Annotated in this window: 22 protein-coding genes; 11 read left to right on the forward strand and 11 right to left on the reverse strand. The window is 42.0% G+C overall.

Features of this window, described 5'->3' with window-relative positions; genetic code table 11:
• Positions 1-17: 17 nt before the first annotated feature.
• Complete coding sequence (locus BM156_RS02655) at positions 18-761, forward strand: SDR family NAD(P)-dependent oxidoreductase (protein ID WP_093918268.1); 744 nt, start codon at positions 18-20, stop codon at positions 759-761.
• Positions 762-822: 61 nt separating this feature from the next.
• Here BM156_RS02655 and BM156_RS02660 read toward each other — a convergent pair whose 3' ends face one another.
• A complete protein-coding gene (locus BM156_RS02660; RefSeq protein WP_093918269.1) occupies positions 823-1251 on the reverse strand; it encodes a C-GCAxxG-C-C family protein in 429 nt (142 codons plus the stop codon).
• A gap of 157 nt (positions 1252-1408) precedes the next feature.
• On the opposite strand from BM156_RS02660, the gene BM156_RS02665 reads away from it, so the two are divergent.
• Positions 1409-2068 (forward strand): hypothetical protein, encoded by a 660-nt coding sequence (locus BM156_RS02665; RefSeq protein WP_093918270.1) that lies wholly within the window; start codon positions 1409-1411, stop codon positions 2066-2068.
• Positions 2069-2175: 107 nt separating this feature from the next.
• Here BM156_RS02665 and BM156_RS02670 read toward each other — a convergent pair whose 3' ends face one another.
• Together BM156_RS02670 and BM156_RS02675 are read right to left on the reverse strand one after the other, a co-directional pair.
• Positions 2176-2637, reverse strand: coding sequence for a globin domain-containing protein (locus BM156_RS02670; protein WP_093918271.1), 462 nt, complete (start codon positions 2635-2637; stop codon positions 2176-2178).
• A 152-nt stretch (positions 2638-2789) separates the two neighbouring features.
• A complete protein-coding gene (locus BM156_RS02675; RefSeq protein WP_093918272.1) occupies positions 2790-3986 on the reverse strand; it encodes a phosphoglycerate kinase in 1197 nt (398 codons plus the stop codon).
• A gap of 210 nt (positions 3987-4196) precedes the next feature.
• On the opposite strand from BM156_RS02675, the gene BM156_RS02680 reads away from it, so the two are divergent.
• On the forward strand, positions 4197-5321 hold the full coding sequence (locus BM156_RS02680) for a DNA polymerase III subunit (RefSeq protein ID WP_093918273.1): 1125 nt from the start codon (positions 4197-4199) through the stop codon (positions 5319-5321).
• 26 nt (positions 5322-5347) lie between these two features.
• Here the strand turns inward: BM156_RS02680 and BM156_RS02685 are convergent, their stop codons facing one another.
• Complete coding sequence (locus BM156_RS02685) at positions 5348-7741, reverse strand: sensor histidine kinase (RefSeq protein ID WP_093918274.1); 2394 nt, start codon at positions 7739-7741, stop codon at positions 5348-5350.
• 221 nt (positions 7742-7962) lie between these two features.
• Between BM156_RS02685 and BM156_RS02690 the strand changes: the two genes are divergently transcribed.
• The 7 genes from BM156_RS02690 (at position 7963) to porX (ending at position 17426) form a co-directional block, all read left to right on the forward strand.
• Positions 7963-9108 (forward strand): PSP1 domain-containing protein, encoded by a 1146-nt coding sequence (locus BM156_RS02690; protein ID WP_093918275.1) that lies wholly within the window; start codon positions 7963-7965, stop codon positions 9106-9108.
• Positions 9105-9569 (forward strand): gliding motility lipoprotein GldH, encoded by a 465-nt coding sequence (locus BM156_RS02695; RefSeq protein ID WP_093918276.1) that lies wholly within the window; start codon positions 9105-9107, stop codon positions 9567-9569. Before BM156_RS02690 ends, BM156_RS02695 begins: the two co-directional genes overlap by 4 nt.
• Before the next feature lie 5 nt (positions 9570-9574).
• The gene (trmB, locus tag BM156_RS02700; RefSeq protein ID WP_093918277.1) at positions 9575-10315 is read left to right on the forward strand and encodes a tRNA (guanosine(46)-N7)-methyltransferase TrmB; all 741 of its coding nucleotides are present in this window, start codon (positions 9575-9577) and stop codon (positions 10313-10315) included.
• Positions 10316-10323: 8 nt separating this feature from the next.
• A complete protein-coding gene (locus tag BM156_RS02705; protein ID WP_093918278.1) occupies positions 10324-10656 on the forward strand; it encodes an MGMT family protein in 333 nt (110 codons plus the stop codon).
• Between the two features lie 13 nt (positions 10657-10669).
• Positions 10670-11785: an Mrp/NBP35 family ATP-binding protein gene (locus BM156_RS02710; RefSeq protein ID WP_093918279.1), complete on the forward strand. Its 1116-nt coding sequence runs from the start codon at positions 10670-10672 to the stop codon at positions 11783-11785.
• Positions 11786-12082: 297 nt separating this feature from the next.
• On the forward strand, positions 12083-15784 hold the full coding sequence (gene porW, locus BM156_RS02715) for a type IX secretion system periplasmic lipoprotein PorW/SprE (protein WP_449651174.1): 3702 nt from the start codon (positions 12083-12085) through the stop codon (positions 15782-15784).
• A gap of 85 nt (positions 15785-15869) precedes the next feature.
• Positions 15870-17426, forward strand: a complete 1557-nt coding sequence (gene porX, locus BM156_RS02720) for a T9SS response regulator signal transducer PorX (RefSeq protein WP_093918281.1) — start codon at positions 15870-15872, stop codon at positions 17424-17426.
• Here porX and BM156_RS02725 read toward each other — a convergent pair.
• Positions 17423-18190, reverse strand: coding sequence for an ABC transporter ATP-binding protein (locus tag BM156_RS02725; RefSeq protein WP_093918282.1), 768 nt, complete (start codon positions 18188-18190; stop codon positions 17423-17425). The genes porX and BM156_RS02725 overlap by 4 nt on opposite strands.
• On the reverse strand, positions 18191-18928 hold the full coding sequence (locus BM156_RS02730; RefSeq protein WP_093918283.1) for an MlaE family ABC transporter permease: 738 nt from the start codon (positions 18926-18928) through the stop codon (positions 18191-18193).
• Positions 18929-19096: 168 nt separating this feature from the next.
• Here BM156_RS02730 and BM156_RS02735 point away from each other — a divergent pair, with 168 nt between their 5' ends.
• On the forward strand, positions 19097-20185 hold the full coding sequence (locus tag BM156_RS02735) for a mannose-1-phosphate guanylyltransferase (RefSeq protein ID WP_093918284.1): 1089 nt from the start codon (positions 19097-19099) through the stop codon (positions 20183-20185).
• 52 nt (positions 20186-20237) lie between these two features.
• Here BM156_RS02735 and porK (BM156_RS02740) read toward each other — a convergent pair whose 3' ends face one another.
• From porK (BM156_RS02740) to porK (BM156_RS02760), 5 genes are all read right to left on the reverse strand, one after another.
• Complete coding sequence (gene porK, locus BM156_RS02740) at positions 20238-21587, reverse strand: T9SS ring complex lipoprotein PorK/GldK (protein ID WP_093918285.1); 1350 nt, start codon at positions 21585-21587, stop codon at positions 20238-20240.
• A gap of 123 nt (positions 21588-21710) precedes the next feature.
• Positions 21711-22565 carry a type IX secretion system ring subunit PorN/GldN gene (gene porN, locus BM156_RS02745; RefSeq protein WP_093918286.1) on the reverse strand — a complete coding sequence of 285 codons (855 nt, stop codon included), beginning with the start codon at positions 22563-22565 and terminating at the stop codon, positions 21711-21713.
• Between the two features lie 3 nt (positions 22566-22568).
• The gene (gene porM / locus BM156_RS02750; RefSeq protein ID WP_093918287.1) at positions 22569-24188 is read right to left on the reverse strand and encodes a type IX secretion system motor protein PorM/GldM; all 1620 of its coding nucleotides are present in this window, start codon (positions 24186-24188) and stop codon (positions 22569-22571) included.
• 22 nt (positions 24189-24210) lie between these two features.
• The gene (gene porL, locus BM156_RS02755; RefSeq protein WP_093918288.1) at positions 24211-25179 is read right to left on the reverse strand and encodes a type IX secretion system motor protein PorL/GldL; all 969 of its coding nucleotides are present in this window, start codon (positions 25177-25179) and stop codon (positions 24211-24213) included.
• A gap of 21 nt (positions 25180-25200) precedes the next feature.
• Positions 25201-26538, reverse strand: a complete 1338-nt coding sequence (gene porK / locus BM156_RS02760; RefSeq protein WP_093918671.1) for a T9SS ring complex lipoprotein PorK/GldK — start codon at positions 26536-26538, stop codon at positions 25201-25203.
• Positions 26539-26545: the final 7 nt, after the last annotated feature.

Consider the following 26545-nt stretch of genomic DNA (forward strand, 5'->3'; position numbering starts at 1 on the left):
AACTTAAAATTAGACAAATGAAGAAGTTAAACGGGAAAGTGGCTCTTGTAACAGGAGCCTCAAAAGGTATTGGTGCCGAAATTGCCAGGTCATTGGCAAATGCAGGGGCAAATGTTATTGTCAACTATTTTACTGACCAAGAAGGAGGTCATGCTGTCGTTGCTGATATCGTTAAGAATGGCGGGACTGCAATCGCTGTTCAGGCTGATGTTACCAAGTCCTTGGAGGTTAAGAAACTCTTTGAGAAAACAATTGAAGAATTCGGGAAGCTCGATATTCTAATAAATAATGCCGGGGTTTATACATTTGAACCGATTGAACAGGTTACGGAAGAAATTTTCCAGCGCCAGTTTGATCACAATGTTTTAAGTGTTGTATTAACGATTCAGGAAGCCATGAAGCATTTCTCTCCCGAGCTAGGGGGAAATATCGTTAATATTAGCTCGGTCGCAAGCGTTATGCCAACGCCAAGAACAGTGGTTTATTCGGCAACCAAGAGTGCAGTCGATTCAATTACGCGGACCTTGGCCAAAGAACTTGGTGCCCTGAAGATTCGGATCAACTCAATTTTGCCAGGGCCAACACAGACCTCGGGAAACCAAATCCGAGGAACTGAGATGGAGAACTTCGTTGTAGCGAACACGCCCTTGGGGCGCATTGGCGAACCCCGCGATATTGCTTCGCTTGCCGTTTTCCTGGCTTCTGAAGAAGCATCATGGCTTACGGGGCAGAAGATTGCTGTTTCAGGTGGTTTTGAATAAGCATTTGATTACTGATGGGATCAGTCAGCAAACAACGTGTAATGCCAAATTTGTTGGGCTACTATTTTTTGTCTTTTTCAAGAATGGTGCAAGCGGTTTGAATGAGCTTGGGGCAGATGTGATCAAAAACCTGGTTCTCGCGGGCTTGCTCCTGTTCTTCCGGAATAGATAGATCATAGCCCAATAGCTTTTTGCAAATCAATGCGCCATGCTCTTTTTCGAAGTCTGCATTGAACTGTCGGATCAACTGCTTGGTTGCGCTTTTGGCATTAACATCTCCGGTTGTGTGTCCATGACGCATGCCAATAACAAGGTAAGAGGCAGTAACTGCGCCACAGGTTTCGCCACAGGCCATGCCGCCACCAAATCCGCTAGCCAGTTTTAGAGCAGTTGCTTGGTCAATACCAAGTTCGTCGGCAAAACTTGAGAAAACCGCTTGAGAGCAGTTAAATGTACCAAACAGTTGTAACGCGTGTTCTGATTTTTTCATCCTATTGAGGTTTTGTATTTGCAAAGATAGGGATTTGGGTGCATGTTTATGGGTTATTAAATAACTGGGTACAATTATTTTATGATAAGGGTATTGTTTGTAGTTTTATCTTAGTTGTTTAGGATGAGGTGATGGAATAACCTTTAAAGTTAAAAACATGCAAGCAAGTGACTTAATTGGCAATGGGGTCTTCTTTGTTTTAGATCTTCTTTTAATTGTTATCCTGATTCCGGTGGTTTTAAAGCTTCGTAATCGAGGGAAAATTAATCATCTAACACGGTTGACATTGACAGCGGTAAATGAGTTAATGGAGATTGGAGGAAGTACTCTGGTGAAGTTTAATCAGGTGGCTTTCGGAAGCTATCAGCAGCTGGAGCGTATTTGGCAAATGAAGGAGTCAGAACGGGAAGCTGTTGGTTTATCAGAACAACGGATTAAAGAGGTGGTCCAGGAAAATATTAGCTGGCTGGAACAATATACTTTGGTTTTCGAAAAGGAAGTTAATGCCTTTCGCTCTACCATTGAACTGTTTAGCCCGCATTTTGAAGATGCTGATATTTTGGTGTTTATTTCAAAATTAAACCAGAATTCGCGTTACGCTTTGGGATCGATGGAAGCTATTGTGGTGTCATTCAAACTGGGAGGAAAAATTCCAAATGATGTATTTGGCTCCATCAACCAATCGTATAAAAAAATGTATGATGATGTGTTGGCATATAGAGATAAGAAGAAACAAACGGAGCTGGAAAACCCAAAGAGTTTGGAAAAGCTATACCGTTTGATTGAAGAGGGGGAGGCTAAGATGCAAGCGGAATAAAAAATTAGCACAAGACAATCAAAAAGCCGCTGATAGTAAGGTTATTCAGCGGCTTTTAATTATTTCTTTGTTCTGAATTAACGTTTAAGCAAAAGCACGTTTGGTGCCTATTTCCTGACTCCAATAACCGGATAGGGATTGTCGGAAGTGTTGACCATCCAATTGGAAAAATCGTGTAAAAAACGCCAGAAAGCCATAATTAAATGCTCCGGAGCGTCTAGTTTCAGCAGAACGTCACGGTAGCATTCCAGCCAGACAATTCGTGCGTCCTCATCAATCTTAAATGGGAGGTGCCGTCTGACTAACATGGGATGCCCACGGTGCTGTTTGTAGTAGTCGGGGCCACCTAGTCGCTGCACAAAAAAATCTGCTGAACGTTCTTTGGCTGCATCCAACCCAACGGGGTTCGATGGGAAAAGATGTTTGATGGAGCTTTGCGCCAGTAAATCGTAATGATCGCTAACCATCTTGCGTACACCTTCTTCTTGCAGGTACTTATAAAGCTCCAGGTCTGGCATGTATTTATCGGGTCGTGCCCCAAAAGGCAGTCGTTCAATCTTCAGTTCCATGAATTTTTCTTTTTGTTTTGATACATTCCAATAACCGCCAACAAGCCTTAATGTTCAGTTTGAGAAGGGGATGCCGGGAAATAAAAAAGCCCGGAGAAATGTCTCCGGGCTTTTTTATCGAGCGATGTCGTTTGTTTCTACAGACCTTGGTTTTATTCGCCGCGCACAGCTGCAACACCTGGCAATGTTTTTCCTTCAAGGTACTCAAGTAATGCACCACCAGCAGTTGATATGTAAGAAACTTCGTCAGCCAAGCCAAATTTGTTGATACAAGCTACTGAGTCTCCTCCTCCGATCAATGAGAAAGCACCTTTTTTCGTAGCAGCAGCAATGGCATCAGCAACAGCGCGAGAACCAACGGCAAATTGGTCGAATTCGAAAACGCCAACAGGACCGTTCCAAAGGATGGTGCCTGAGTTTTCAATTACCTCTTTAAATACAGCGATACTTTCAGGACCAGCATCCAATCCTTCCCATCCTTCAGGAATGTCGTTAGCAGGAGCCAGTTTGGTGTTAGCATCAGCTTTGAAACCATCAGCAGCAATAACGTCAGTCGCGATATAAAGTTTCACGCCTTTTTCGGCTGCTTTTTTCTGAATAGTCATCGCTGTTTCGATGAAGTCATCTTCGCAGATTGAGCTTCCAACTTTACCACCGTTTGCTTTAACAAAGGTGTAAGTCATACCGCCACCTAAAATCAGGTTGTCCACTTTGTCCAACAGGTTTTCAATAATGGTGATTTTTGAAGATACTTTTGCTCCACCCATAATCGCAGTCATCGGACGTGTTGGGCTAGCCAAAACTTTATCAAGGCTTTCCAATTCGCCACCAATAACGTATCCAAACATTTTGTCGTTCGGGAAGAATTTAGCGATAACAGCGGTTGAAGCGTGTGCGCGGTGAGCTGTTCCAAAAGCATCATTGATCCAGCAGTCGCCGTTTTGTGCAAGCTTGCCAGCAAACTCTTCGTCACCACCTGTTTCTTCTTTGTAGAAACGTAGGTTTTCCAGAATCAAAACTTCGCCTGGTTGAAGCGCATCAGCCATTGCTTTTGCTTCGTCACCAATGCAGTCTGGTGCAATCTTAACAGTTGCTCCGTCCAACAAGTCAGACAAGTGCTTAACAAGGTGCTTCAGTGAGAATTTATCTTCTGGTCCGTTTTTCGGACGGCCAAGGTGAGACATGATGATTGGAGAACCGCCTTTTTCAATCACTTTCTTAATGGTTGGTAAGGCAGCACGCATACGAGTATCGTCGGTGATTTCAAAATTTTCGTTTAAAGGGACATTGAAATCAACACGGATCAATGCTTTCTTCCCTTTGAAATCGTAGGTTTCAATAGTCTGCATAATATGTATCTTTTTAGTTTCTTAAAAATGGAACTCAAAGATAGCAAAAAGATCATTTTTCACTCAGTTTGACTATTTTAATCAACAATTATTAATGCAGAGGTAAACTAGCTAGTAACAAGCCTAAAACAGCGGATGTTTATAAAGTTCCAGCAAAAGAGGGCGTAAACGAATTTGGTTTTATTATTTTTGTTTTCACAAATTTAGCCTATGTTTTTTCAGGATGTAATTGGGCAGGAAGCCACTAAAAAAAGATTGATTCAATCGGTTAAAGAAGAACGCATCAGTCATGCGCAATTGTTTGCTGGTCCCGAGGGATCTGGAAAGTTGGCTTTGGCCTTGGCTTATGCGCAATATGTGTCGTGTAAAGATAAACAGGATGGCGATTCTTGTGGCCAATGTTCGTCTTGTAAAAAGTATGCCAAGCTCATTCATCCCGATCTTCATTTTGTGTTTCCGGTGGTAAAAACGCCGAAGTTTAAAGAACCGGTTAGTGATAATTTTTTGGCAGAATGGCGTAAGCTGATTGGCGAAAATGCCTATTTCAACCTGGATGACTGGTTCAGTTTTATTGGAGTTGAGAATGCTCAAGGCTTGATTTATTCGCATGAAAGTGAGGAGATTATTCGTAAGCTAAACTTGAAGTCATTTGAAGGCGAGTACAAGGTAATGATCATCTGGATGCCTGAAAAGATGCACGTTTCCTGTTCCAATAAACTGCTGAAAATGATTGAGGAACCGCCCATGAAAACCTTGTTTTTGTTGGTGACCGAAAGTGAAGAAGAAATTATCACAACGATCCGTTCGCGTTGTCAGCTGGTAAAGATTCCGGGAATTCAGTCGGAACCGATGAAAACAGCCATCCAGAAGTTGGAAGGTGTAGCAGGGAGGGATATTGATAACCTGGTACATTTGAGTCGTGGGAATTACCGACAGGCTATGAATTTGTTAAACTTGAATGAAAGTACGCGGTATAATCTGGAGCGCTTTAAAGAACTCATGCGTTTTGCGTATGGACGAAAATTTATGGATTTGTTTCAATGGATTGATGATGTGTCGAGTATTGGTCGCGAACGTCAAAAGATTCTGCTTCAATATGCAATGGGACTGATCCGGGAGAATTTTATTTTCAACATGAAGAATCCGGAGCTGGTGTACATGCATGAGGAAGAACAAGCCTTTTCTTCTCGCTTCTCTCCCTTTATCAACGAACGGAATATTATTTCAATGAGTAAGGAATTGGAGTTGGCTCACCGGCATATTGCTATGAATGGAAATCCAAGGATCATTTTCACCGATATGGCACTGAAAATTGTCAAGCTTATTCGCAAGTAAAGGCTACTTGTTCGGAAAAGGTTGTGTTAATGCTCTTTGGGGAGAATGGGAAATTGAACGTAGAAGGTTGTCCCAATATTTTCCTTCGAATCAAACCAGATTTTACCGTCCAGCAAATTGGTAATTCCTTGTATAATGCTTAAGCCAAGTCCGGTACCGTGTTTCACGGTTTGGGATTCAATTTGGGTAAAGCGCTTGAAGATCGATTGCTTATACTTCTCAGGAATGCCCACCCCGGTGTCTGAAACAAAGAAGGTGATCTCATGCTCATCCAGTTGATGAACTCCAAATTCGATTTGTCCGTCATCCGTATTTTTTATGGAGTTGGTTAATAAGTTGTCAAACACCTGTTTAAGTCGAATCGGATCCGTGAAAATAATGATCGGTTTGGTGACTAGCTCGTGATGTAAAAGAAGCTTTAAATGAGGTTTGAAACTCAATAAAGCGCTTTGCAGGTGGTAGTCGAGTGTATTTTGAAGAAAAGGGACGACTGAAAAATAGCTTTTCTCAATTTTCAATTGGTTCGATTCAATTTTGGCAATGTCGATGATGTCATCAATGATTCGAAGGAGGTGCGTCCCCGATTTTTGAATGAACTCTGTGTATTGCATCCGTTTTTCTTCTGAAATTGCCGGTTGAGCCAGTAAACTCGAAAACCCAATAATACTGTTCATAGGCGTTCGGATTTCGTGAGACATATTGGCCAGGAATGCCGATTTCAGTTGGTCACTTTCGCGTGCTTTTTGGGTGGCAATTTGAAGTTCCTGGTTGGCTTTTTGCAGTTCATTCATGGCATTTTGAAGCTCATCATTTTTCTGCATGATTTTGTCTTCCAGTTCTTTGTGTTCGGTTAGGTTATGGAAGATCAATACGAGCTTTTCTCCAATTTCGCTCCACACAATTTGAACAAAAAGAGGTGTGCCATCCTTGCAGGTTATTCGGGCTTCAAAAGGGGTGCGTTTATGACCGTCTTGTTGGCTTCTTTCAACCTCTTGGAACCAGCGTTTTTTAATCTGCTGACGATAAGTGGAACTTGGGTAAGCTATTCTAAACCAGTCTTCTATGTGAGGTATTTCATCATTGGTGTAGCCAAAGGTATTTACAAACTCTTGGTTGAGGTATTCAATATCGCCCTCTAAACTGTTAATTGCAATTGGAATGGGAGATTCATCAATGAGATTTCGGAGTCCTCGTTGATTCTCTGTTAGTTGTTGGGCTATTTCTTTTTGCTCGGTAATGTCAATCAAGGCACCAACAATGGAGGTGGTGGTTCCATTGGTTACCACAGGAGCTTCGCGTACTTCAACCCATACGTGCTTCCCATTCTTATGCACTAGCTCAAGTTCATAAGGCTGCTGCACCTGGCCAGTTTCAATGGCTTTGATGGTTGATTCAATTCCTTTTTTGTTGATTGGATTGTCTGAGGTGAGAACGGTCCAGCTTATTTTTGCTTCTTCCGACGTGTATCCCAGCAGGTTTTCCATTTGAGGACTAACATAGGTTAGCAGGTTGTCTGGAGTATGCGAATAAAAAACATTGGAGCTGTGCTCTATGATGTTGCGAAGTTTTTCTTCGTTTTCCCGAATTCGTTGGCGGCTTTGTTTTTCTTCCGTGATATTTCGGGTGGTGCAAATCATGCCGTCAAAGCGGTGATTTTTAATGAGTGGAACCAGCCACCCTGCCAGGAAAGCATCCTCGCCACTTAAGGTTTGAAGGTGGGTTTCGTACTGTCGGGGTTCGAGCGTACGTTTTGCTGCGAGGTAGTCTTTCAGAAAATCGCCTAAGTTTTTTTTCTGAAAATCATGAATGTTTTTACCCAGTAAGCTGTCTTTTTGACTACCTGTGTTTAGTGTGATTCCACTATTGGTGAAAAAAATCACATCATCCTCGTTGGTTACCCAAATTCCTTCGTGTAGGTGGTCCATTAACCGTTCGTAAAAGCGTACAGGCCCCATGATTTGGCGGGTTTTTTTTTGCTCGCTCACTAAGGATAGGATGAATATTTTTTGTTGAGGGGAATGAATTTCGATATCAAAAAACTTCTTACCGTCCAATGAAAATTTTGTGTAGTGTTTTCGCTTGCCTGATTGGATGACCAAGGCAAATTTGTCAAGCCACTTTTCATCGATCTGGGGTAATACCTGGCTGGCTTTTTGCCCCTCGAGCTTCTCTTTTTTAACCTTGGCAGCATGCTCAAAAGCTTGGTTGAAGTCCAGTATTTTAAAATCAACGGGATGACCCTGTTCATCGTAAATGATTTCATTGATCGCACACCCAAATGGAGCTTCGTCAAAAATAGTTTGATAAAAATGGAGAGGTGAGGATAAATTGTCTTTTTGAAGCGCCAACTGGTTGGATAAATCCTTTATCTGGGCTTCTAATTGTCTGATTTGTTCTTGATATTCTTTTTCACTTCTCATACAACATTATAAACAAAGCATATCTAAGTTAGATTATTTCGTTGAGAATTGCCGTATTTTTTCTATTAATCTTACTGCTAATTTTTTGCGGGTTCATGTTTTATAAATTTTTTCTCATATGATGGTACTTCTTTGTTTGTCAGCATTATTAATTATTTTTGTAACTAAAAGCCAGAAAGGCGAAGACCGGATCTTACTCATCCGGAACTAATTCTGAAATTATGGATGATCAACTATCAATCGAGCGAGGCTGTTGTAGAAAGGCGGCGGGGACTTGTTCTAAACTAGAGGTTTATGACTGGCTGGATGATGTGGTGAATAAGTCTTCTGAAGATGACATCATTGAAGTTCGATTTAAAAATACCCGAAAAGATTATTATAGAAATGTCAATAACTTAAAGCTTAAGGCTGGTGATATTGTTGCCGTTGAAGCGAGTCCGGGACACGATATTGGAATTGTGACCCTGACCGGTGCTTTGGTAAAACACCAAATGAAAAAGCATAAGGTGACCTTGGTGAACGGTGAGCTTCGGAAAGTGTACCGTAAAGCAAAGTCGGTTGATATTGACAAGTGGCGTGAGGCCATGAGTTTGGAACACAATACGATGATCGAGTCGCGGAAAATTGCGGCAGACCTGAAACTCAATATGAAGATTGGAGATGTTGAGTACCAAGGTGATCGGACTAAGGCTATTTTCTACTACATTGCTGATGAGCGGGTCGACTTTCGGCAGCTCATTAAAGTGTTGGCAGAGACTTTCCGAATTCGCATTGAAATGAAGCAAATTGGAGCACGGCAAGAGGCTGGCCGCATCGGTGGAATTGGCCCTTGTGGACGCGAGTTGTGCTGTGCTACCTGGATTAGCAATTTTGTGTCGGTAACGACCAATGCAGCACGCTACCAGGAGATTTCATTAAATCCACAAAAATTGGCGGGACAATGCGGAAAATTGAAGTGTTGCCTTAATTTTGAAGTGGACGCCTATATTGATGCCCAGAAAGATTTTCCTCCAGCAAATGTGCCTTTGGATACTGCAGAAGGACGATTCTTCTTTCAGAAAGCAGATATTTTTAACCGTACCTTATATTATGCTTCCAACGGCGATTCACCTTCAGCACCCGTGGCGATATCAGTTGAGCGGGCAAAGGAAATTATTCGTTTGAACAAGCGAGGGAAAAAGGTTGAGAAGATTGCGGATCGGACGGCTCAAGCGACCAATTCCGGAAAGCAAGTGAAAGGGTTCAAAGATGTGATTGCTCAGGAAAGTTTAACACGTTTTGACGAACCTAAGACACGGCAGCGTAAGAAGAAGCGTTTTTCGAAGAAAAAATCTTCGAACCGTCCACGGAATAATGATAAAAAATGAGAATTCTATTGGTTGGCATTGTAGGCATGTTGCTGTTGGTAGCATGCGATACAAACAGAGTTTATGAAGATTATCAGGCGATTGATCCTGAAGGTTGGCATAAAGATTCCTTGGCACGGTTTCAGGTTGAAATGGAGCCTGGAAGTGATGCATATAACCTGTATATCAACATTCGAAATCAGGGAGATTACCCGAATAGTAACATCTGGTTGTTTTTAGAAGTTGAGCAGCCTGATGGAAAATTGTTAACCGACACCGTGGAATACATATTGGCCGAGAAATCAGGCAAATGGCGGGGAAGCGGTATTGGTGACCTGTTTGATAGTCAATTTATCTATCGAAAGAATGTTCAGTTTGAGCAGGCTGGAGCTTACGAATTTCGTATTCGTCAGGGGATGCGTGCCCAAAAGCTGAAAGGAATTCATGATGTTGGATTACGGATTGAAAAATATAACGAATAGTAAAAGTGGGAAAAAATAAACTGGCCAAGTTTGCTGAAATGGCCACCTTTGATCATGTTATTCAAGCTCCTTACAATAAGCATGATCATCATGATCATGAGTTGAAAGGGAAATGGTCTTCAAATTTTTTTAAGAATGATGACCCCATCATTCTGGAGTTGGGCTGTGGTAAAGGAGAATACTCGGTTGCTTTGGCTGAGTTTTTTCCGGATCGGAATTTTGTAGGGGTTGATATTAAGGGAGCTCGGATGTGGCGTGGAGCGAAGCAAGCCTATGAGAAAGGCGTTCGTAACGTTGGATTTATCCGGACAAATATCGAGATTGTAGATACGTTTTTTGCAGCGGGAGAAGTCGATGAAATCTGGTTGACGTTTCCTGACCCGCAAATGAAAAAACATACCAAACGATTGACTTCAACCAACTTTATGGAACGTTATAAGCGTTTCTTAAAGCCGAATGGAATCATTCATCTGAAAACGGATAGTAACTTTCAATATCAATATACCTTGGCGATGGTGCAAGAAAATGGGCTCAACATTTTGGCCCAAACCGATGACTTGTATGCTTCGTCACTATTGGACGACGTCCTTTCGATTCAAACATTTTACGAAAAGCAATGGCGCGAGCGAGGCTTGTTGATCAAATACCTTGCTTTTCAGTTAGATCCGAATAAACCATTGCGCGAGCCTGATGTTGAGATAGAAAAAGATCCGTATCGCAGTTTTGGGCGATCGGCCAGAGAATAAGCAATGCAATGGATAACTTCTTTGAAAAGGCTTGGGAAGTTGCCTGTCTGATTCCGGTTGGACGGGTGACTAGCTATGGTGCTATCGCACGGTATTTAGGAGCAGTTCGGTCGGCCCGAATGGTTGGTTGGGCGATGAATAATTGCAGTGCTGCAAAAGTGCAGGTGCCAGCTCATCGCGTCGTAAATGCCCGTGGGGTACTGACAGGTAAACATCATTTTCCTGGAAATTATGTGATGGAGGAGTTGCTTGCCAGCGAAGGAGTTCTGGTTAAAGATAACCAGATTGTTGATTTTGAGAAGGTCTTTTGGGATCCGGTGGAAGAATTAGGAATTCACTAAAAACACAAATAAAATGGCTGATATACCACGTAAATTAATTGTTCCAAAAAATGTTACCGATGCCTTACGTTCGGTACAATTTCCGGGAGGAAAAGAGAATATCGTTGATCTTGACATGGTTCAGGAAATCCGGATTGCAGGGAAAAAAGTAAGTTTCTCGCTGGTTTTTCAGCGCTCAGACGATCCGAATATGGGAGCGGTAATTCAGGCTTGTGAAGAAGCCATAGTTCGTGATCTTGGTCCTGATGTTGTTATTCAGGGAAACATCACTCCTAAAGCCATTCATCAGATGGAACGACCGATTTTACCGGGCGTTAAAAATATTATTGCAGTTTCTTCGGGAAAAGGAGGAGTTGGAAAATCGACTGTTGCTGTAAACTTGGCGGTTAGCTTGGCCAAAACCGGAGCTTCAGTGGGGCTGATTGACGCCGACATTTTTGGTCCTTCGATCCCCAAAATGTTTGGAGCTGAGCAAATTCAGCCTCATGGAGTTCAAATCGATGGACGCGAAATGATTGAGCCCGTCTTACAACATGGGGTGAAAATATTGTCGATTGGTTTCTTTGTTTCAGGAGATGATGCTTTAGTTTGGCGTGGCCCTATGGCCAGTAATGCGTTAAAACAGCTTATTACCGAAGGAAATTGGGGCGAACTCGATTACTTGTTGATCGACCTGCCTCCAGGCACCAGTGATATTCACTTGACTTTGGTGCAAACGGTTCCGGTTACTGGAGCCATTATTGTTTCGACACCGCAGGATGTGGCTTTAGCCGATGTGGTGAAAGGAGTCAATATGTTCCGGGGAAAGAATGTGGATGTTCCCGTCTTAGGTTTGGTGGAAAACATGGCTTGGTTTACCCCAGAAGAACTGCCGGATAACAAGTACTATATCTTTGGTAAAGATGGAGCGAAAAACCTGGCGGAGAAAATGGAAATCCCATTGCTCGGTCAAGTTCCGTTAGTGCAGGGTATCCGCGAAAGTGGTGACTCGGGAACTCCTGCTGCTGTTGATGAGCAAGCTCCGATGGGAAAGGCCTTTTTAGAATTGGCAGCTAACACCATCAAGCAGGTTGAATTGCGAAACAAAGAGATGGAACCAACCAAAAAAGTGAAGGTTAGCAGAAAATAGACAAAGTTATTGATAAATAGATAATCTCTGATTCGTTGACGGGTCAGAGATTTTTTTTGCTTCTTTTTGAAAGAAAAGCTTAAAGAATGCTGATTGATCGGCAGAATCATTTTATCTTCAAGTCCCAATAAATTAGTAGCTTTTTTGTAATATTGTAAACTTTTTGGAGGAAGCGTTGAAAAGAAAAATAGCTTGACATTAGGCTTCCGGTAAAAAGGCCTGAAATCGTGCTATTTTTTTGCGGTTTTTCCATGTGCTGACAAACAATATTATTCGAATAAATAAGTTTATCCTACAGTGTTAAAAGATACTCGTTTGAGCAAAAGTTTTTTACATACCCTCGGTCTTGTTTTTCTTCTGGTTGCTATCGGTGGATGTTCTACCGAAAAAAACACCCGTATGTCGCGTACATACCACAATGTAACTGCTCAATACAATGTCTATTTTAACGGGAAAGAGAGCTTAAATGCGGGTGTTGAGCGCATTAATCGGTCGGTGGAGGATGATTTTACCAAAATGCTTCCAGTGTTTAAGTCCAGCGATCCGAGCACTGCTCGTGTTGCTCAGTCGGAGATGGAATATGCGATCATGAAAGCTTCTAAGCTGATCAAAGTCCACTCGATTACGAAGAAACCACGTCGGCGTAAAAACAGAAGCAAAGCTTATTTGAAATTAGCCAGTAAAGAGGAATACAACAAATGGATTGACGACAGCTACATTTTGATGGGGAAAGCCTATTTCTACATGAAAAACTATCCGGCAGCCATCGAAAATTTGTCTTATGTCGTGCGTAAATTCAGCGAAGAAGATACGAAATATGAAGCCTATATCTGGTTAATTCGGGCTTATACCGACCAGGAACGTTATAATGAAGCATCGGAATTGATCCAGAGTGTTGATGCCAGCACTGATTTCCCCAGAAGATACGATGAAGAGTTTGCTTTGGCTGTTGCCGATTTTCACATTCGGCAGAATGCTTTTCAGGATGCTATTCCGCATATGAAAGTGGCTATTCATAAAACCTTCTGGAAAAAAAATAAGGTGCGGCTGAAATATATTTTAGCACAGTTGTACCAGGAAACCCGGCAAAATGGGTTAGCAACAGAAACTTTCCGGGAAGTGGCTAAAATGAATCCGCCCTATGAAATGGCTTTCAATGCACGAATCAATGCTGCAGGAGCTTTTGCGGGTGAAGGAGATGTTGAGAAATTGAAAAAAGAGCTGCGAAAGATGCTTCGTGACTCAAAGAACTACGAATATCGCGATCAGGTTTATTTTGCTCTGGGAAATATTTCTATGACTGAGGGGAATCGGGAAGGAGCCATTGATAACTACATTCAGTCGGCTGCGGCAAGCAGTGTGAACGTTTTTCAGCGTGCGTTGTCCTGCCTGACCTTAGGAGATATCTATTTTCAGGATAAAGCATATAAGAATGCGCAAAGTTACTACGATAGCGCGATGGTGGTTATTGACGAAACGTACCCGGACTACAGCTCGATTGTGGAACGATACAATAGCTTAACCAGATTGACGGATAATCTTTACACCATTGAGCGCGAAGATAGCTTGCAACACTTGGCAAGTTTGAGTGAGGATGAACGAACGGCTTTGGTTTCCCAATGGATAAAGGATGCTCGTGAGGAAGAAGAGCGTCAGCGTCAGTTGGAGAGTGCTCAAATGATGGATCGTAGCTTCTACCGGATGAATCAGTCGCGAATGGGCTTGAACCGGCGCCAACAAGGTAGTGGTTGGTATTTTTATAACCCCACGACGGTCGCTTACGGGAAAGTTGAATTTCAGCAAATATGGGGAAACCGGAAGTTGGAAGATAACTGGCGAAGAGGCAACAAGAAATTAGCCTCTCAGTTTGAGATGGAAGAGTTGGCTGAGGCCGAAGAAGCCGAAGCGGAAACTGAAAATAGAATTGAAGATCCGATGTCTCGTGACTATTATCTGCAAGATGTGCCGGTGACTGAGGAAGATCTGGCGCTATCGCATCAGCGTATTCGGGATGCTTTGTTTAATGCGGGGCGGATCTTTAAGATTGACTTTGAGAATTATGAGCGTTCCATCAAAGAGTACGAGGAACTGATTGAACGTTATGACAATAGTGCTTATGAGCTTTCTGCCTATTTTGAACTCTGGGATCTTTATAAGAGTCTTGGAAACTTGGAACGCTCCGAGTATTATAAAAACTTGATTGTTTCGAAATACCCGGATAGCAAATATGCAAGCTACCTGTTGAATCCGAATTTCTTTATTGAGCTTGAGGCTCGCAAGGATAGTGTTAACAACTTGTATCAGCAGGCTTTTTATAACTACCAGCAAGGAAATTATGATGCCGCAGGAGCATTGACGCAGCAGATTCGGAAGATGGAACCTGACACCTTGTTATTGCCCAAGATTGATTTCATTGAAACCATTGCCGATGGTGTTAAAACCGATTGGACACAGTTTGGCACAATGCTGAATCAGCATATCAAAACGTATCCGAAAAGTGGAACCATTCCATTGGCTAAAGAAATTCTCGTATTGATTGAAGACAGTACATTGGCTGATTATCAGAAACTGGTTGAAATTGGTTATTTGAATGACCAAATCCAGAATGAAGAGTTGCTACCTGAGAACTTAGCTGAAAATGATGAATTTGGAGGTAAATTCTCCTACGACGAGGACCTGTTGCATTACTTTGTAATTGCTTTCCCGCGAAGTGCAGAGGTAGATTTGAATCGCCTGAAATTTGATATTGCAAACTACAACATTGACCATTACACCCGGATGGATTTCGATATGGAAACCGAAAACCTGAATGAGGATGTTATCCTGGTTGTGGTTCGAGCTTTACCAGACAAGGAGCAGAGTTTGATTTATTTCCGTTCAATTATTCGTCAGCGAGAAGTATTTCAGACGTTAGAAGATATTCAGTATGTGAATTTTGTTGCTTCTTCCTATAATTACCGTGAGATTGTAGCCGACAATAGTTATTTGGAATACCTGAAGTATTTCGTGAAAAATTACAGCCGCTTTATTAGCAATGATTTCCCTGAAGATGTATTGCCTGAGCCGGAAGAATTGTTGGCTAAAGCGCGTGAGGAAGAAGAACAATTGGAAGAACGGGGATCATTTGTGGTTGTGAAAGCCGACGAGACACAAGGGCCTTTCACCCAGGAGAGTGAGGTTGCTCAGAACTTTGTGATTGCGGTAAATGATCCGAATTTTGATTTGAGAACACTCTCACCAGGATTTGATCGTTACAATCGTTCGCAGTTCAGCCGCTTAAATCTAAAAATTGAAGAGCGGAGGTTTGGTGATTACCGGATGATGGTGATCAAGTCGATGCCGAACATTCGGGAAGCCATGGACTATTTCAGTCAAGTAGTGGCTAACCGTAGCTTGTACGAAAGCCTTCAAACCCGAAGCTACCGGAACTTTTTGATTTCCGATAAGAACCTGGAAAAACTCATTAGCGACAGTAATATTGGGGAGTATGTTGAGTTTTTCAGAAATTACTACATCAGTGGGGCGTTTGCTAACGACAAGGCAGAACAGCCCCAACCAACGGTGACACCAACTGAAGAAAAGGCAACAGGTGCTGGCGTAGATTCAGCAGAGCCTGTTTATCAAGGGCCTTTTAATACCAATGTGGAAGGAAAGCAATTTTTTGTGTTGATGGTTCCTCGTTCAGGAATTGATCAAAACCAAATAAAAACAGCCATTGAAGAACACAATACCAGTAGTTTTGCAAGTATGAACTTGACCATTGAGTCGAGTGAATTTGATGCTGACTATGGTATTTTGAAGGTTGCTGGAATTAGCGACAAGGAATCGGGAATCGGTTACTTGAGAAGCTTAGTTCGTAACCAGGAAGTGTATGGCCCGTTGATGGAAGTTAACTACCGAAATTTTGTGATCTCACCAGACAATTATAACTTACTCCTTGAAAACAAGGATTTTGGCGCCTATCTTGATTTCTATAAGACTTTCTACCTGAATCGCTAGTCAAGTTAAATAGTGTTAAGGATATACGTTTTAGGGAATTTTTTTGTTAGTATGGGTGTTATCTTAGAAAACAAAGACAGAAAACATGAAGACAATACGTATACTTTGGACTGATGATGAGATCGATTTGTTGCGTGCCCACATCATTTTCTTACAAGAAAAGGGCTACGATGTAACAACGGCCAATAATGGAGCTGATGCGATTGACTTAGTTCGCGATAATCATTTCGATATTATTTTTCTGGATGAAAATATGCCGGGTCTGACAGGCCTGCAGACGCTGGATGAGATCAAGACACTGGATCCCAATGTTCCGGTTGTGATGATCACCAAGAGTGAAGAAGAGGATATTATGGATGAGGCCATTGGTTCAAAGATGGCTGACTACCTCATAAAACCAGTGAATCCCAAGCAAATTCTGTTATCGATCAAGAAGAATGTTGATCAGAAAGAACTGGTAACCCGGAAAACCACTTCGGCTTACCAGAGTGAATTTTCTAAAATTGGCATGCGTCTGAACGAACGTTTGGATTGGCGTGAATGGGCTGATATATACCGGAAACTGGTTTTTTGGGAGTTGGAGCTTAGTGCTTCACAGGATTCGACCATGGATGAAGTGCTGAAGATGCAAAAGGCTGAAGCCAACAAAGCTTTTGGACGTTATATCAAGGGTAACTACCTCACTTGGTTTGAGAAAGGAACTGAAGATCGTCCCATGCTATCACCTGAAGTGTTTAGTCGGAAGGTGTTTCCTCACTTGGATAAAGGACACAAGGTGCTGGTTTTGGTTATCGATAATTTGAGATACGATCAGTTTCGAGTGCTTAGTTCTGCTGTTAATCAGTATTTTGTAACGGATTCAGAAGATCTTTACTACAGTATTCTTCCAACGGCAACCATGTATGCGCGAAATGCCATTTTTGCTGGACTGATGCCTTCAGAGATCGCTCGTTTGTTCCCTGAATATTGGGAAGATGATGATAATGAGGGAAATAAAAATGTACACGAACGTGAGTTGATGCAAACTCAGATGAAGCGAAGGGGAAGGACGGACAAGCTTTATTTTGAGAAGATTACCAATCTAAAAGCAGGCAAGAAGCTGAACGATCATCTGGGGAATATTTTGCAGAATGACTTGTCAGTGATGGTGTTCAACTTTGTGGATATGTTGTCGCATGCACGTACCGAAATGGATATGATGAAGGAACTGGCTAGTGATGAGAAAGCTTATCGTTCGTTAACGCTGAGTTGGTTTATGCATTCAACCTTGTTTGAGCTGTTAAAGTCATTGGCGGATAATAAAGTAAAAGTGGTGCTAACGACAGATCACGGAACCATTCGTGTTGATAATGCCTTGAAGGTGATCGGTGATCGGGAGACCAATACCAACCTACGGTATAAGCTGGGGCGGAACCTGAATTACAAAGCTAAACAGGTGTTTGAGATTACCAATCCGGAGAAAGCGTTTTTGCCGGGCCGTAATGTAAGTTCCAGCTTTATTTTTGCGCTGAATAACGACTTTCTGGCTTATCCCAACAATTACAACCATTACGCGCAGTACTACCGTGATACATATCAGCATGGAGGGGTTTCACTCGAAGAAATGATTATTCCAGTAGTTACCTTGTCGCCAAAATCTTAGTTGTTTTTTTCAATCTTCTCGTCGCGTCGCTGGCGATAGGTTTTATTGGCAAAAACGAACTCTTGCAATTTCTTGTTGTCAGCATGTAGAATGTCGTGTTTAGTTCCTTCCCACGATTTTTCTCCTTCGCTGATAAACAGGATATTGTCGCCAATTTCCATGACCGAGTTCATGTCGTGCGTGTTGATAATGGTAGTCATTTTAAAATCAACAGTTAATTCATGAATCAGCTCATCGATAACTAACGATGTTTCAGGGTCCAGCCCTGAGTTTGGTTCGTCACAAAACAGATAACTGGGGTTCATAACGATGGCACGGGCAATAGCCACCCGCTTTTGCATACCTCCGGAAATCTCCGCAGGGAATAAGTGATGTGCGTTTTTTATATTCACACGATCAAGACAAAAATCAACTCGCTCTTGTTTTTCTTTGGCTGTTTTATTGGTAAACATGTCCAAAGGAAAACGCACGTTTTCTTCAACTGAAAAAGAATCAAAAAGCGCTCCTCCCTGAAAAACCATTCCCATTTCTTGCCTAAGCTTTTTCCGCAACTTATGGTTCATTTTAGTGAAGTCACGATCGTCGTAGAAAATCGCACCCTCATCGATCTCATGGAGCCCCACAATGGACTTTAGAAGCACTGTTTTACCACTTCCACTACGTCCAATAATCAGGTTGGTCTTTCCAGGTGTAAACATCGTTGAAATGTCTTTGAGAACTTGTTTGCCGTCAAATGACTTATTGATATGTTGGATGGTAATCATTTAAAATAGAAGTTGTGTTAGAATAAGGTCAAAAACCAGGATGAGAATGTTGGTGTTTACCACAGCTTTGGTACTGGCTGTTCCTACTTCAAAGGCTCCACCTTCGACAAAATAGCCAAAATAGGCTGGGATCGTCGCTACCAGGAAGCCAAAAAAGAGGGTTTTAATCATCGAGAAGGTCACGTAATAAGGGTTGAAAAGGTATTGGATCCCATTGATGTAATCCGGCGCTGTAACGGCTCCTACCGCTGGTCCTACAATCAAACCTCCAATCAAACCAAAAAAGACGCTTAACACAAATAAAAATGGAAAAATAAAGACAACCGCCAGGGTTTTGGGTAAAATCAGGTAGCTGGCCGAGTTGATACCCATAATTTCCAAGGAGTCAATTTGCTCGGTAACCCGCATACTGCCTATTTCAGAGGTTATATTAGATCCAATCTTTCCAGCCATAATCAAGCCCATGATGGTTGAGGAAAATTCCAGAATTAGGGTGTCTCGGTTTCCAAGTCCAATCAGGTAGCTAGGAAACAGTGGACTAGACATATTGTAGGCTACTTGCAGGGTAATAATTCCGCCCATAAAAACAGAAATAATGGCAACAATGCCAACCGAATCCAATCCCAGTTGTTCAACTTCTACAAATAGCTTACGGAAATAAATACGATGCTTTTCAGGTCTTGAGAAAGCCCGGGCAAGCAGAGTAAAATAACGTCCTACATGAAAAAAGAATTTCATAACAATACTTTAGCCTAAAGTTACAAATAATCGCATATGAAAAAACCCATTTATCCGTTTGTTGGGTAGTTCCGGGTTATTGCTGTTGTTTAATTCATCGAATAACTTGAACTGTTCAAAGTAAAATAGGTATATTTGATTTAATCTGACCTCAAATTTATAATAATAATGGAGAACAATTTTTGCATCATTATGGCCGGAGGAATTGGCAGTCGCTTTTGGCCTATGAGTAAGAGCACTATGCCAAAGCAGTTTCTGGATATTTTGGGAACTGGACGTACTTTCATCCAAATGACTTTCGATCGCTTTAAGCATATTTGTCCTGTAGAGAATATTTATGTCGTAACCAGTGTTGCCTATAAAGAGCTGGTTATGGAGCAACTTCCTGAGCTTGATGAGCATCAGGTGCTGCTAGAGCCATTGCGTCGAAATACAGCTCCGTGTGTAGCGTATGCGAGCTATAAAATTAAGACGATCAATCCGAAAGCGAACATCATTGTGGCGCCATCGGATCATTTAATTGTTAAGGGAGACGATTTTGTAAAGGAAATCAATAAAGGGATTGACTATGCGAAAAATAACCAGGTGCTTGTAACCTTGGGGATTACTCCAAGTCGACCGGAAACCGGCTATGGCTACATTCAAATTGATGGGCAGGCCGATTATAAAGATTACGAAAACCTTTATAAAGTAAAAACCTTTACCGAGAAGCCCAACAAAGACATGGCTGAAGTGTTTGTCTCCAGTGGTGAGTTTTTCTGGAATTCGGGTATCTTTATTTGGTCGCTTGATACCATTCTGAATGCTTTTGAAACTCACCTGGAAGATGTTTCGTCCTTGTTTAAGAAGGGCGAAAAACTCTATGGGACGGATGATGAGGTGCACTTTATCAGTAAAACTTATTCTGAATGTCAGAATATTTCGCTTGACTATGGAATTATGGAGAAGGCAGATAATGTGTATGTTTTGTGTGCCGATTTTGGCTGGAGTGATTTGGGAACCTGGGGCTCATTGTATGAAAATAGCGATAAAGACGAACATAAGAACTCAATTAGTGGGGGAGAGGTGTTTACTTACCAAACCCAGAATTGTATCGTCAACTTGCCGAAAGATAAACTCGTCGTTTTACAGGGGCTTGATGGCTATATCGTTGTTGAATCGGACAATACCTTGTTGATTTGCAAGAAAGAGGACGAACAACAAATCAGACAGTTTGTAAGCGATGTGAAGATGGTGAAAGGTGACCAATTTGTATAAGTAGAAGAAAAACAAATAAAATCAGGCTCTCTCAAATTTTGGGAGAGCTTTTTTATTCTCTGAATTCATCTTTGAAAGAAGTTCGAACGCAGCGGAAGCCAATGTAAGATTTGGTTGTGTCTTCATATTCGAAGCTACGGGTGGAGTTGCGAATATAGTAGGCAACATCTTTCCAGGAACCTCCTCGGATAACTTTTCGTTTCAGCACAGGCGCATCACCTGGTTTGGAGTTGTACTCGTAAGACGGGTTGAAGTCGCTGATGTTCTCATAGGCGGCCTCATTGAAGGCCGAACTGGTCCACTCCGCTACGTTTCCTGCCATATCATACAGCTTGTAGTCATTGGGATCAAAACTACCGACTTTCATGGTGGTCGTGCTCGATTCACTATCGGCAACGTAATTTCCTCTTCGTGGTTTGAAGTTGGCCTTAAAACAACCCGGTAAATTTCGGGTATAATAGCTACCCCAGCTGTAAAGTGTACGCTCATGGCCTCCACGAGCTGCATATTCCCATTCGGCTTCGGTTGGTAATCGGTAAGCATGCACTGGGGCCACCTCCATCATCTGTTGGTAGTTGTTCATCATTTCTGTTCGCCAGTGGCAGAATGCCTTTGCTTGGTGCCAGCTTACCCCTACAACTGGGTAATCGTCAAATCCAACGTGGGAGAAGTAGCGCTTGGTGAGTGGCTCGTTATAAGCATAGGTGTAATCGCGAATCCAGCAAAGGGTATCAGGGTAGACTGGTGTGCTTTCCCGAAAAATAAACGAAGACCGATTTTCAATAGGTACCTCATTGCCTTCTGCATCAATGACTGTTCCGTCGTAACTTTGAGTCTCCAGATTGTACATATTTCGGCGTTTAGCCGCCTGTTTGTAGTCAATCCATTGATATTCATAGATCAGTTTGCGAGTGTCAATCGTTTTAGAGAAATAGACCCGCTCTTCCTCTGGAATATACAGTTCTTCCATCGCCTGTTGAAACTCGGGATTTTTCCACTCAATTGGAATCTGCCAATTTAAGAATGGAGGATCGAAGAAATTGCCCCGCCCATCTTCGGTGACTTGGTACTCAGGAAAGCTTTCAGCCAGTATGGTTCGAGCGATGGAGTCGCGCACCCAATACACAAATTGGCGGTATTCGTTGTTGGTAATTTCGGTGTCATCCATCCAGAATGCTTCAACAGAAACCCGCTTGGTTGTTGTGTTAAACCCTTGTATTTCGTCGTCTTCAGCTCCCATGACATAACTTCCACGCTCAATGTAGCTCATCCCAAAAGGAGATGGCTCAAAGAAGGGCCTTGATTCCTCTGGATACAAGTAATTGAGTGTTTCATCCTTTTTGCAAGAACTTGCAAGAAGAACGGTTACAAAAAGTGTTGCTATGGCAATAGATTTCTTCATTCACAAAGTCACTCTTACACACATTGACCTAACGTAATGGGGTTTTCAATATTGTTTGTTTTTAACTCAAAAAAGCCTTATGAGTTTAACCCATAAGGCATTTGTATGTTTTTCACAGGTCGTTTAATACTCCCAAAGGTCTTGCTCAAAATTGAAGATCTCCTGCTCAATTCGTTTTGATTCGAGCATGGCATCACGCCCGCTTAAGTATTGGCTGATTGCCCGGTTGTTATAAACGTTGGACTCTTTAACGATGTAGCTGTTGAACTTCCGTTTGATAAATAGATCATCAAATGACATGCTGAACACGGTGTTGTGTGGATTTACAACAGGTCGAGAAGCAAGTAGTTCGCGGGCTTCCGGGTAGTAAATCCAGAAAACCTTCCGACGTTGTACGTTTTCTCGGTTGATGTCCTGGTCACGATAATACTCCTGAATTGGACAAATACCAATAATGCGCACGTTTAGCGTTGATGTTTGCTTATCAAAGAACCACTCTTCTTTAATCATGAACTGTTTTACTTCTTCTGGGCGGATTTCTCCCACAATGGTTCGATCTACCAACTGGCCAGTGTCTACGTCTCTTACCTGTCGAGTGCGTGTTGTTGCTCCAAAGGCTTCTTTGACTTGCTCGTAAGTCATCGGTACTTTGAATTCATCATCGGTACGTGCGTCATAAGCTGTTAACAGCCCATTGTTGATCCCTTCCAGCAAAAGGTTGATGAGGTTCGAACGTCCATCCATATTGGCGGTAGGAAAGTACATCACCTGGTTCATTTTTTCACGCAGATCAATAATTCGCCATATTTTTTTAGACCACATGACATCTGCTTCACGAATTGGAGCAAAGGCCATCGGTTTTTTATTTTCAATATTGGTGCGCTGGAATGCACCGTCTATAATCTGTGCCTGTGTGTCTTTTGCTGAGAAACCAACTGCACAACAAACAATGCCTATCGCTACAAAAAACTTTTTCATGGGTTATCTTATTTTAAAGCTAATGGGTGACAATTCACGATCTGTTCCGTCGTCACCATGTGCAAAAATATTATCAATGTATATAATGCTTCCGGGCGCTAGTTGCCTGAACTGATCCCGTTGGTCATTGGTAAAGCGGTTTGATGTTGAAGACCAAGTATTGTTATAACCACCGGCTCCGGTAAATGTAATATCGAATTGGGTGACGACAAACTTGAGGTCAAAATCAAAGTCTTTAAGAGCTGCAAAAATACCATCTTCGGCCAATAAGTCTTCTTTGCGAATAACGCCACTGGATTTTTCAGCTATGGTTGCTTCTGGGTCGGGAACTTGTTTTACCCTGAAATCCATGCTTCCCATAAAACGTTTCTGTCCATCAAAATTCGCATTGACTGAAACTTTGGTATTTCTTCCATTAATGTCTTCTGCCTTGGGGCGAACGATGTAATCTTTACCATTCTTTTCGATGCGTCCATTGGAGATCGATACTTCCAGATTTTCAGAGGGAACACCCGGAACTGAAATACTTACCGGGTTAGGAACTCCCATGTAGAACACGTTCATCTTGGTGGGAGAAATGGTTACCGATGGTTTACTAACCTGATATTCTTCCGTAAAATCATAGGTGTTATAGCCTCCTTCAGGTGTACGGTATTTGATAATTCCTCCCCACTCGAAATTGCCGGATGAGGTTGCTGGAACTTCGTAAATGCCTTTCCCGTCTACAATCTTTAATGGCTTGTTATTAACAAGGATTATCGGTTGTTGGGTGGTATCTTCAGCTGCTAAAAATACTTCAGCACGATAAACATCGCCTTCCAAAACGTAGGATGATTTTGCAATAACTCGAGCGCCCAATTTGTTGAATTTGAATGAACTGGCGTCGATTTGGCTATACAAATAGGAGAGAATGTTGGATTCAGCATTTTGAATATCGATCTGCATTTTAGATAACAAGGTAATAACGGCAATGAGTGGTTTGTTATCGAAATGTTCAATCTCCCAAGTTCGTTTATCAGCAACTCCTTCTTTTAAGGTAGATTTTGGATCAGAGGTATCCAATTCTTGCTCAATGGTTGCCCGTATAGGAGAATCTTCATCAAGCAGTGCTAGAAAAGCTTCTTTTAAAGCAATAATATCAGTTTTTAGATCTTCCGCTCTCCCAAGTCTGATCATGATCTCAGATGGAATATTAAGCTCATCGTCTTTCTTGATTAGTAAGGTATCTCCTTTGGCATTCAGAATGAAGGATTGTTCTCCATGACTGTCAAATACTTCCCCTTCTTCTGTCAGGTTGGTCCCTTTGGATTTCATCACCAACTCTTCCTTTAATCTCGTAATTTTAAGGTTGAGGCTATCGGTCAGTGCTTTTACTTGATCAGACTTCTCTTTCCACTCCTTTACTTTTTGGGGATTTTCTTCATAAGCCTGCGCAAATGAGGCGTAAATCTGTTCGTTTTTCGAGTCAACACTCTTAAACGTTTGCATAAGACTTGAATCTACTACGCGGAAGGCGTCAAGTACTTCAGATGCTACGTTGAGGGCCATCATGGCCAGCAGCACCAAGTACATCATGTTGATCATCTTCTGCCTAGGAGTTTCCGGGCAATTTTTAGTTCCCATATGCGAATGAGCTTATCGGTTTTTATTTTTTCTTATAACTCATGGCTCCAAGCATGTTGCCATAAACTGAGTTAAGCGCTTCCAGGTGTTTGTTTAGTTCTTCAGCGTTGGCCTTGTATTTTTTGATTTCCTCTGTTGATAAGGCAATCATTTCATTCATTTGAGCCATTTCGTTGAAGAATTTATGTGAGGCTTTAAGCTGCTCTGAGGTGTCTTTCAATTGATTCTCGTAAGAAGAATTTAAAGATTCCAGGTTTTTGTTGAGCTTGCTTAAATTCTCTCCGTATTGATTCGAGTTTTTGCTCAATTCTTCAATGCCAGTATCAATGGTTCCAGCAACTTTCTGGTAGCTTGAAGCTAACTTATTGCTTGTTTGTGTTAGTTGATTGGTAAATTCTTCGCCCGAAACCGAAATTTTAGTTAACAATTCACTTCCGCTTTCCGAAAGATTGCGTGCTGTTGTGGCATAAGATTCAACCAAGGTATCGAGTGACCCACTGATTTTGCCATTCGCTTGGTTGTTGACTTCTGACAGCGTGTTCATTGATTCTGATGCCGAAGTTAGGTTCTTGACATATAAATCAGTTGCCAGTGTAGCCGTGCTAATATCGCTAATGCTTGACGCGGTGTTGCTTAAATCGGTTAACCCTTTGGATACTTTGCTCAGTAACTCGGGTGAAATATCAGATTTATCAAATAAATCGGCAAAGCTGTTTTTGGATTCTTCTCCAAGCTCCTCATCCAAGTCATACTCATCTTTGAGTTGAGGATATACTTTAGACCATTCAGGCATTTCCAGCGGTGGTTCAAAAGCAGAGATAAAGAAGATAAAAGCTTCGGTACATAACCCAACGATCAGCAATAGGCCTGAGTAAGACCAGTGCTGAAGCTTAAAAAGAGCACCTAGCAAAACAATTGAGGCACCCAAGTTGTAAACGTAGCCAGTAAATACTTTCCAACGTTTGCTTTGTATGATTTCTCCGATGTTCATTTTTTCTGAGTTAGGGTTAGTCTAAAATTCGTTTCCAAAGGAAGATCTTACACAACGGAATCCGATGTAGGACTTTGCTGTGTCTTGATATTCAAAGCTTCTTGTTGATACTTGAAGATAAGGCGCAATGTCTTTCCATGATCCACCGCGAATTACTTTCCGTTTCATAACAGGAGGATCATTTGGACGTGCGTTGTATTCAAAGTTTGGGTTAAAATCATTCACATACATGTAGGCGGACTCATCGTAAGCAGAGATGGTCCATTCGGCTACGTTACCTGCCATGTCATACAAGCCAAACATATTTGGATCGTAGTTTCCAACTTTTAAAGTTGCTAAGCCTTCATCTTCAACATAGTTTCCTCGCAAAGGCTTGAAGTTAGCCAGGAAGCGTCCGTCTTCATCACGGGTGTAGTAGCCTCCCCAAGGATACATAGAGATATCTTTATCGCCTCTTGCCGCATATTCCCATTCAACCTCAGTTGGTAAGCGGTAGTCCTGAATGGTTGGTTCTCCAGCGTTGGCCAAAAAGTCATTATGTAGCTTGGTTCTCCAGTTACAAAATGCTTTGGCTTGTTGCCAGGTTACCCCTACCACAGGATAGTCGTCAAAACCTGGGTGCCAGAAATACTTGGTGGTCCAGGGTTCGTTATAGGTATACGTATAGTCTCTGATCCAACACAGTGTGTCGGGATAGACATTGGTTGTTTCGCCGAAAATGAAAGAAGAACGATTCTCAATGGCACTAGCTTCTCCATTTTGATCAATTACGGTTCCCTCGTAGCTTTGAGTTTCGTAATTGTAGCTATTTGATCTTTTTGCAGCTTGTTGATAATCGATCCAGTAAAACGTGTAGAAAAGCTTCCGGGCATCAACTTCTTTTTTCCCAAAGAAACGCTCGTTTTCAGGAATGTACATTTCTTCAAGAGCTTCCATGTAGTCGGGGTTATCCCACTCCAAGCGTTCATCCCAGTTGAGACGTGGAGGGTCTATCATGTTGCCATCCCGATCTTCACTAATCATGAATTCAGGATATTGTTCTCCCAGCAAGCTTCTGGCAATCGAGTCGCGCACCCAATTTACAAATTGACGGTACTCGTTGTTGGTAATTTCGGTGTCATCCATCCAAAAAGCATCAATCGAAACTGTTTTTGTGGGCGATGAAGACCAGGTAGGATCTTGATCGTTGGGACCGATATTGACACTCCCTCGACGAACGAAAGTCATTCCATAGGGGGCTGGTTCAAACCATTTGCCCCTTCCCGGAACGCCGGTCAGTTCCCCATTTCCTGATTTTCCGCAACTCGACAAAGTCAGTATCGTTGCAATGATTAATCCTGAAGAAAATATTTTTTTCATAGCTACA

The sequence above is a fragment of the Sunxiuqinia elliptica genome (genome assembly GCF_900113005.1).
GTDB classification, from domain to species: Bacteria; Bacteroidota; Bacteroidia; order Bacteroidales; family Prolixibacteraceae; genus Sunxiuqinia; species Sunxiuqinia elliptica.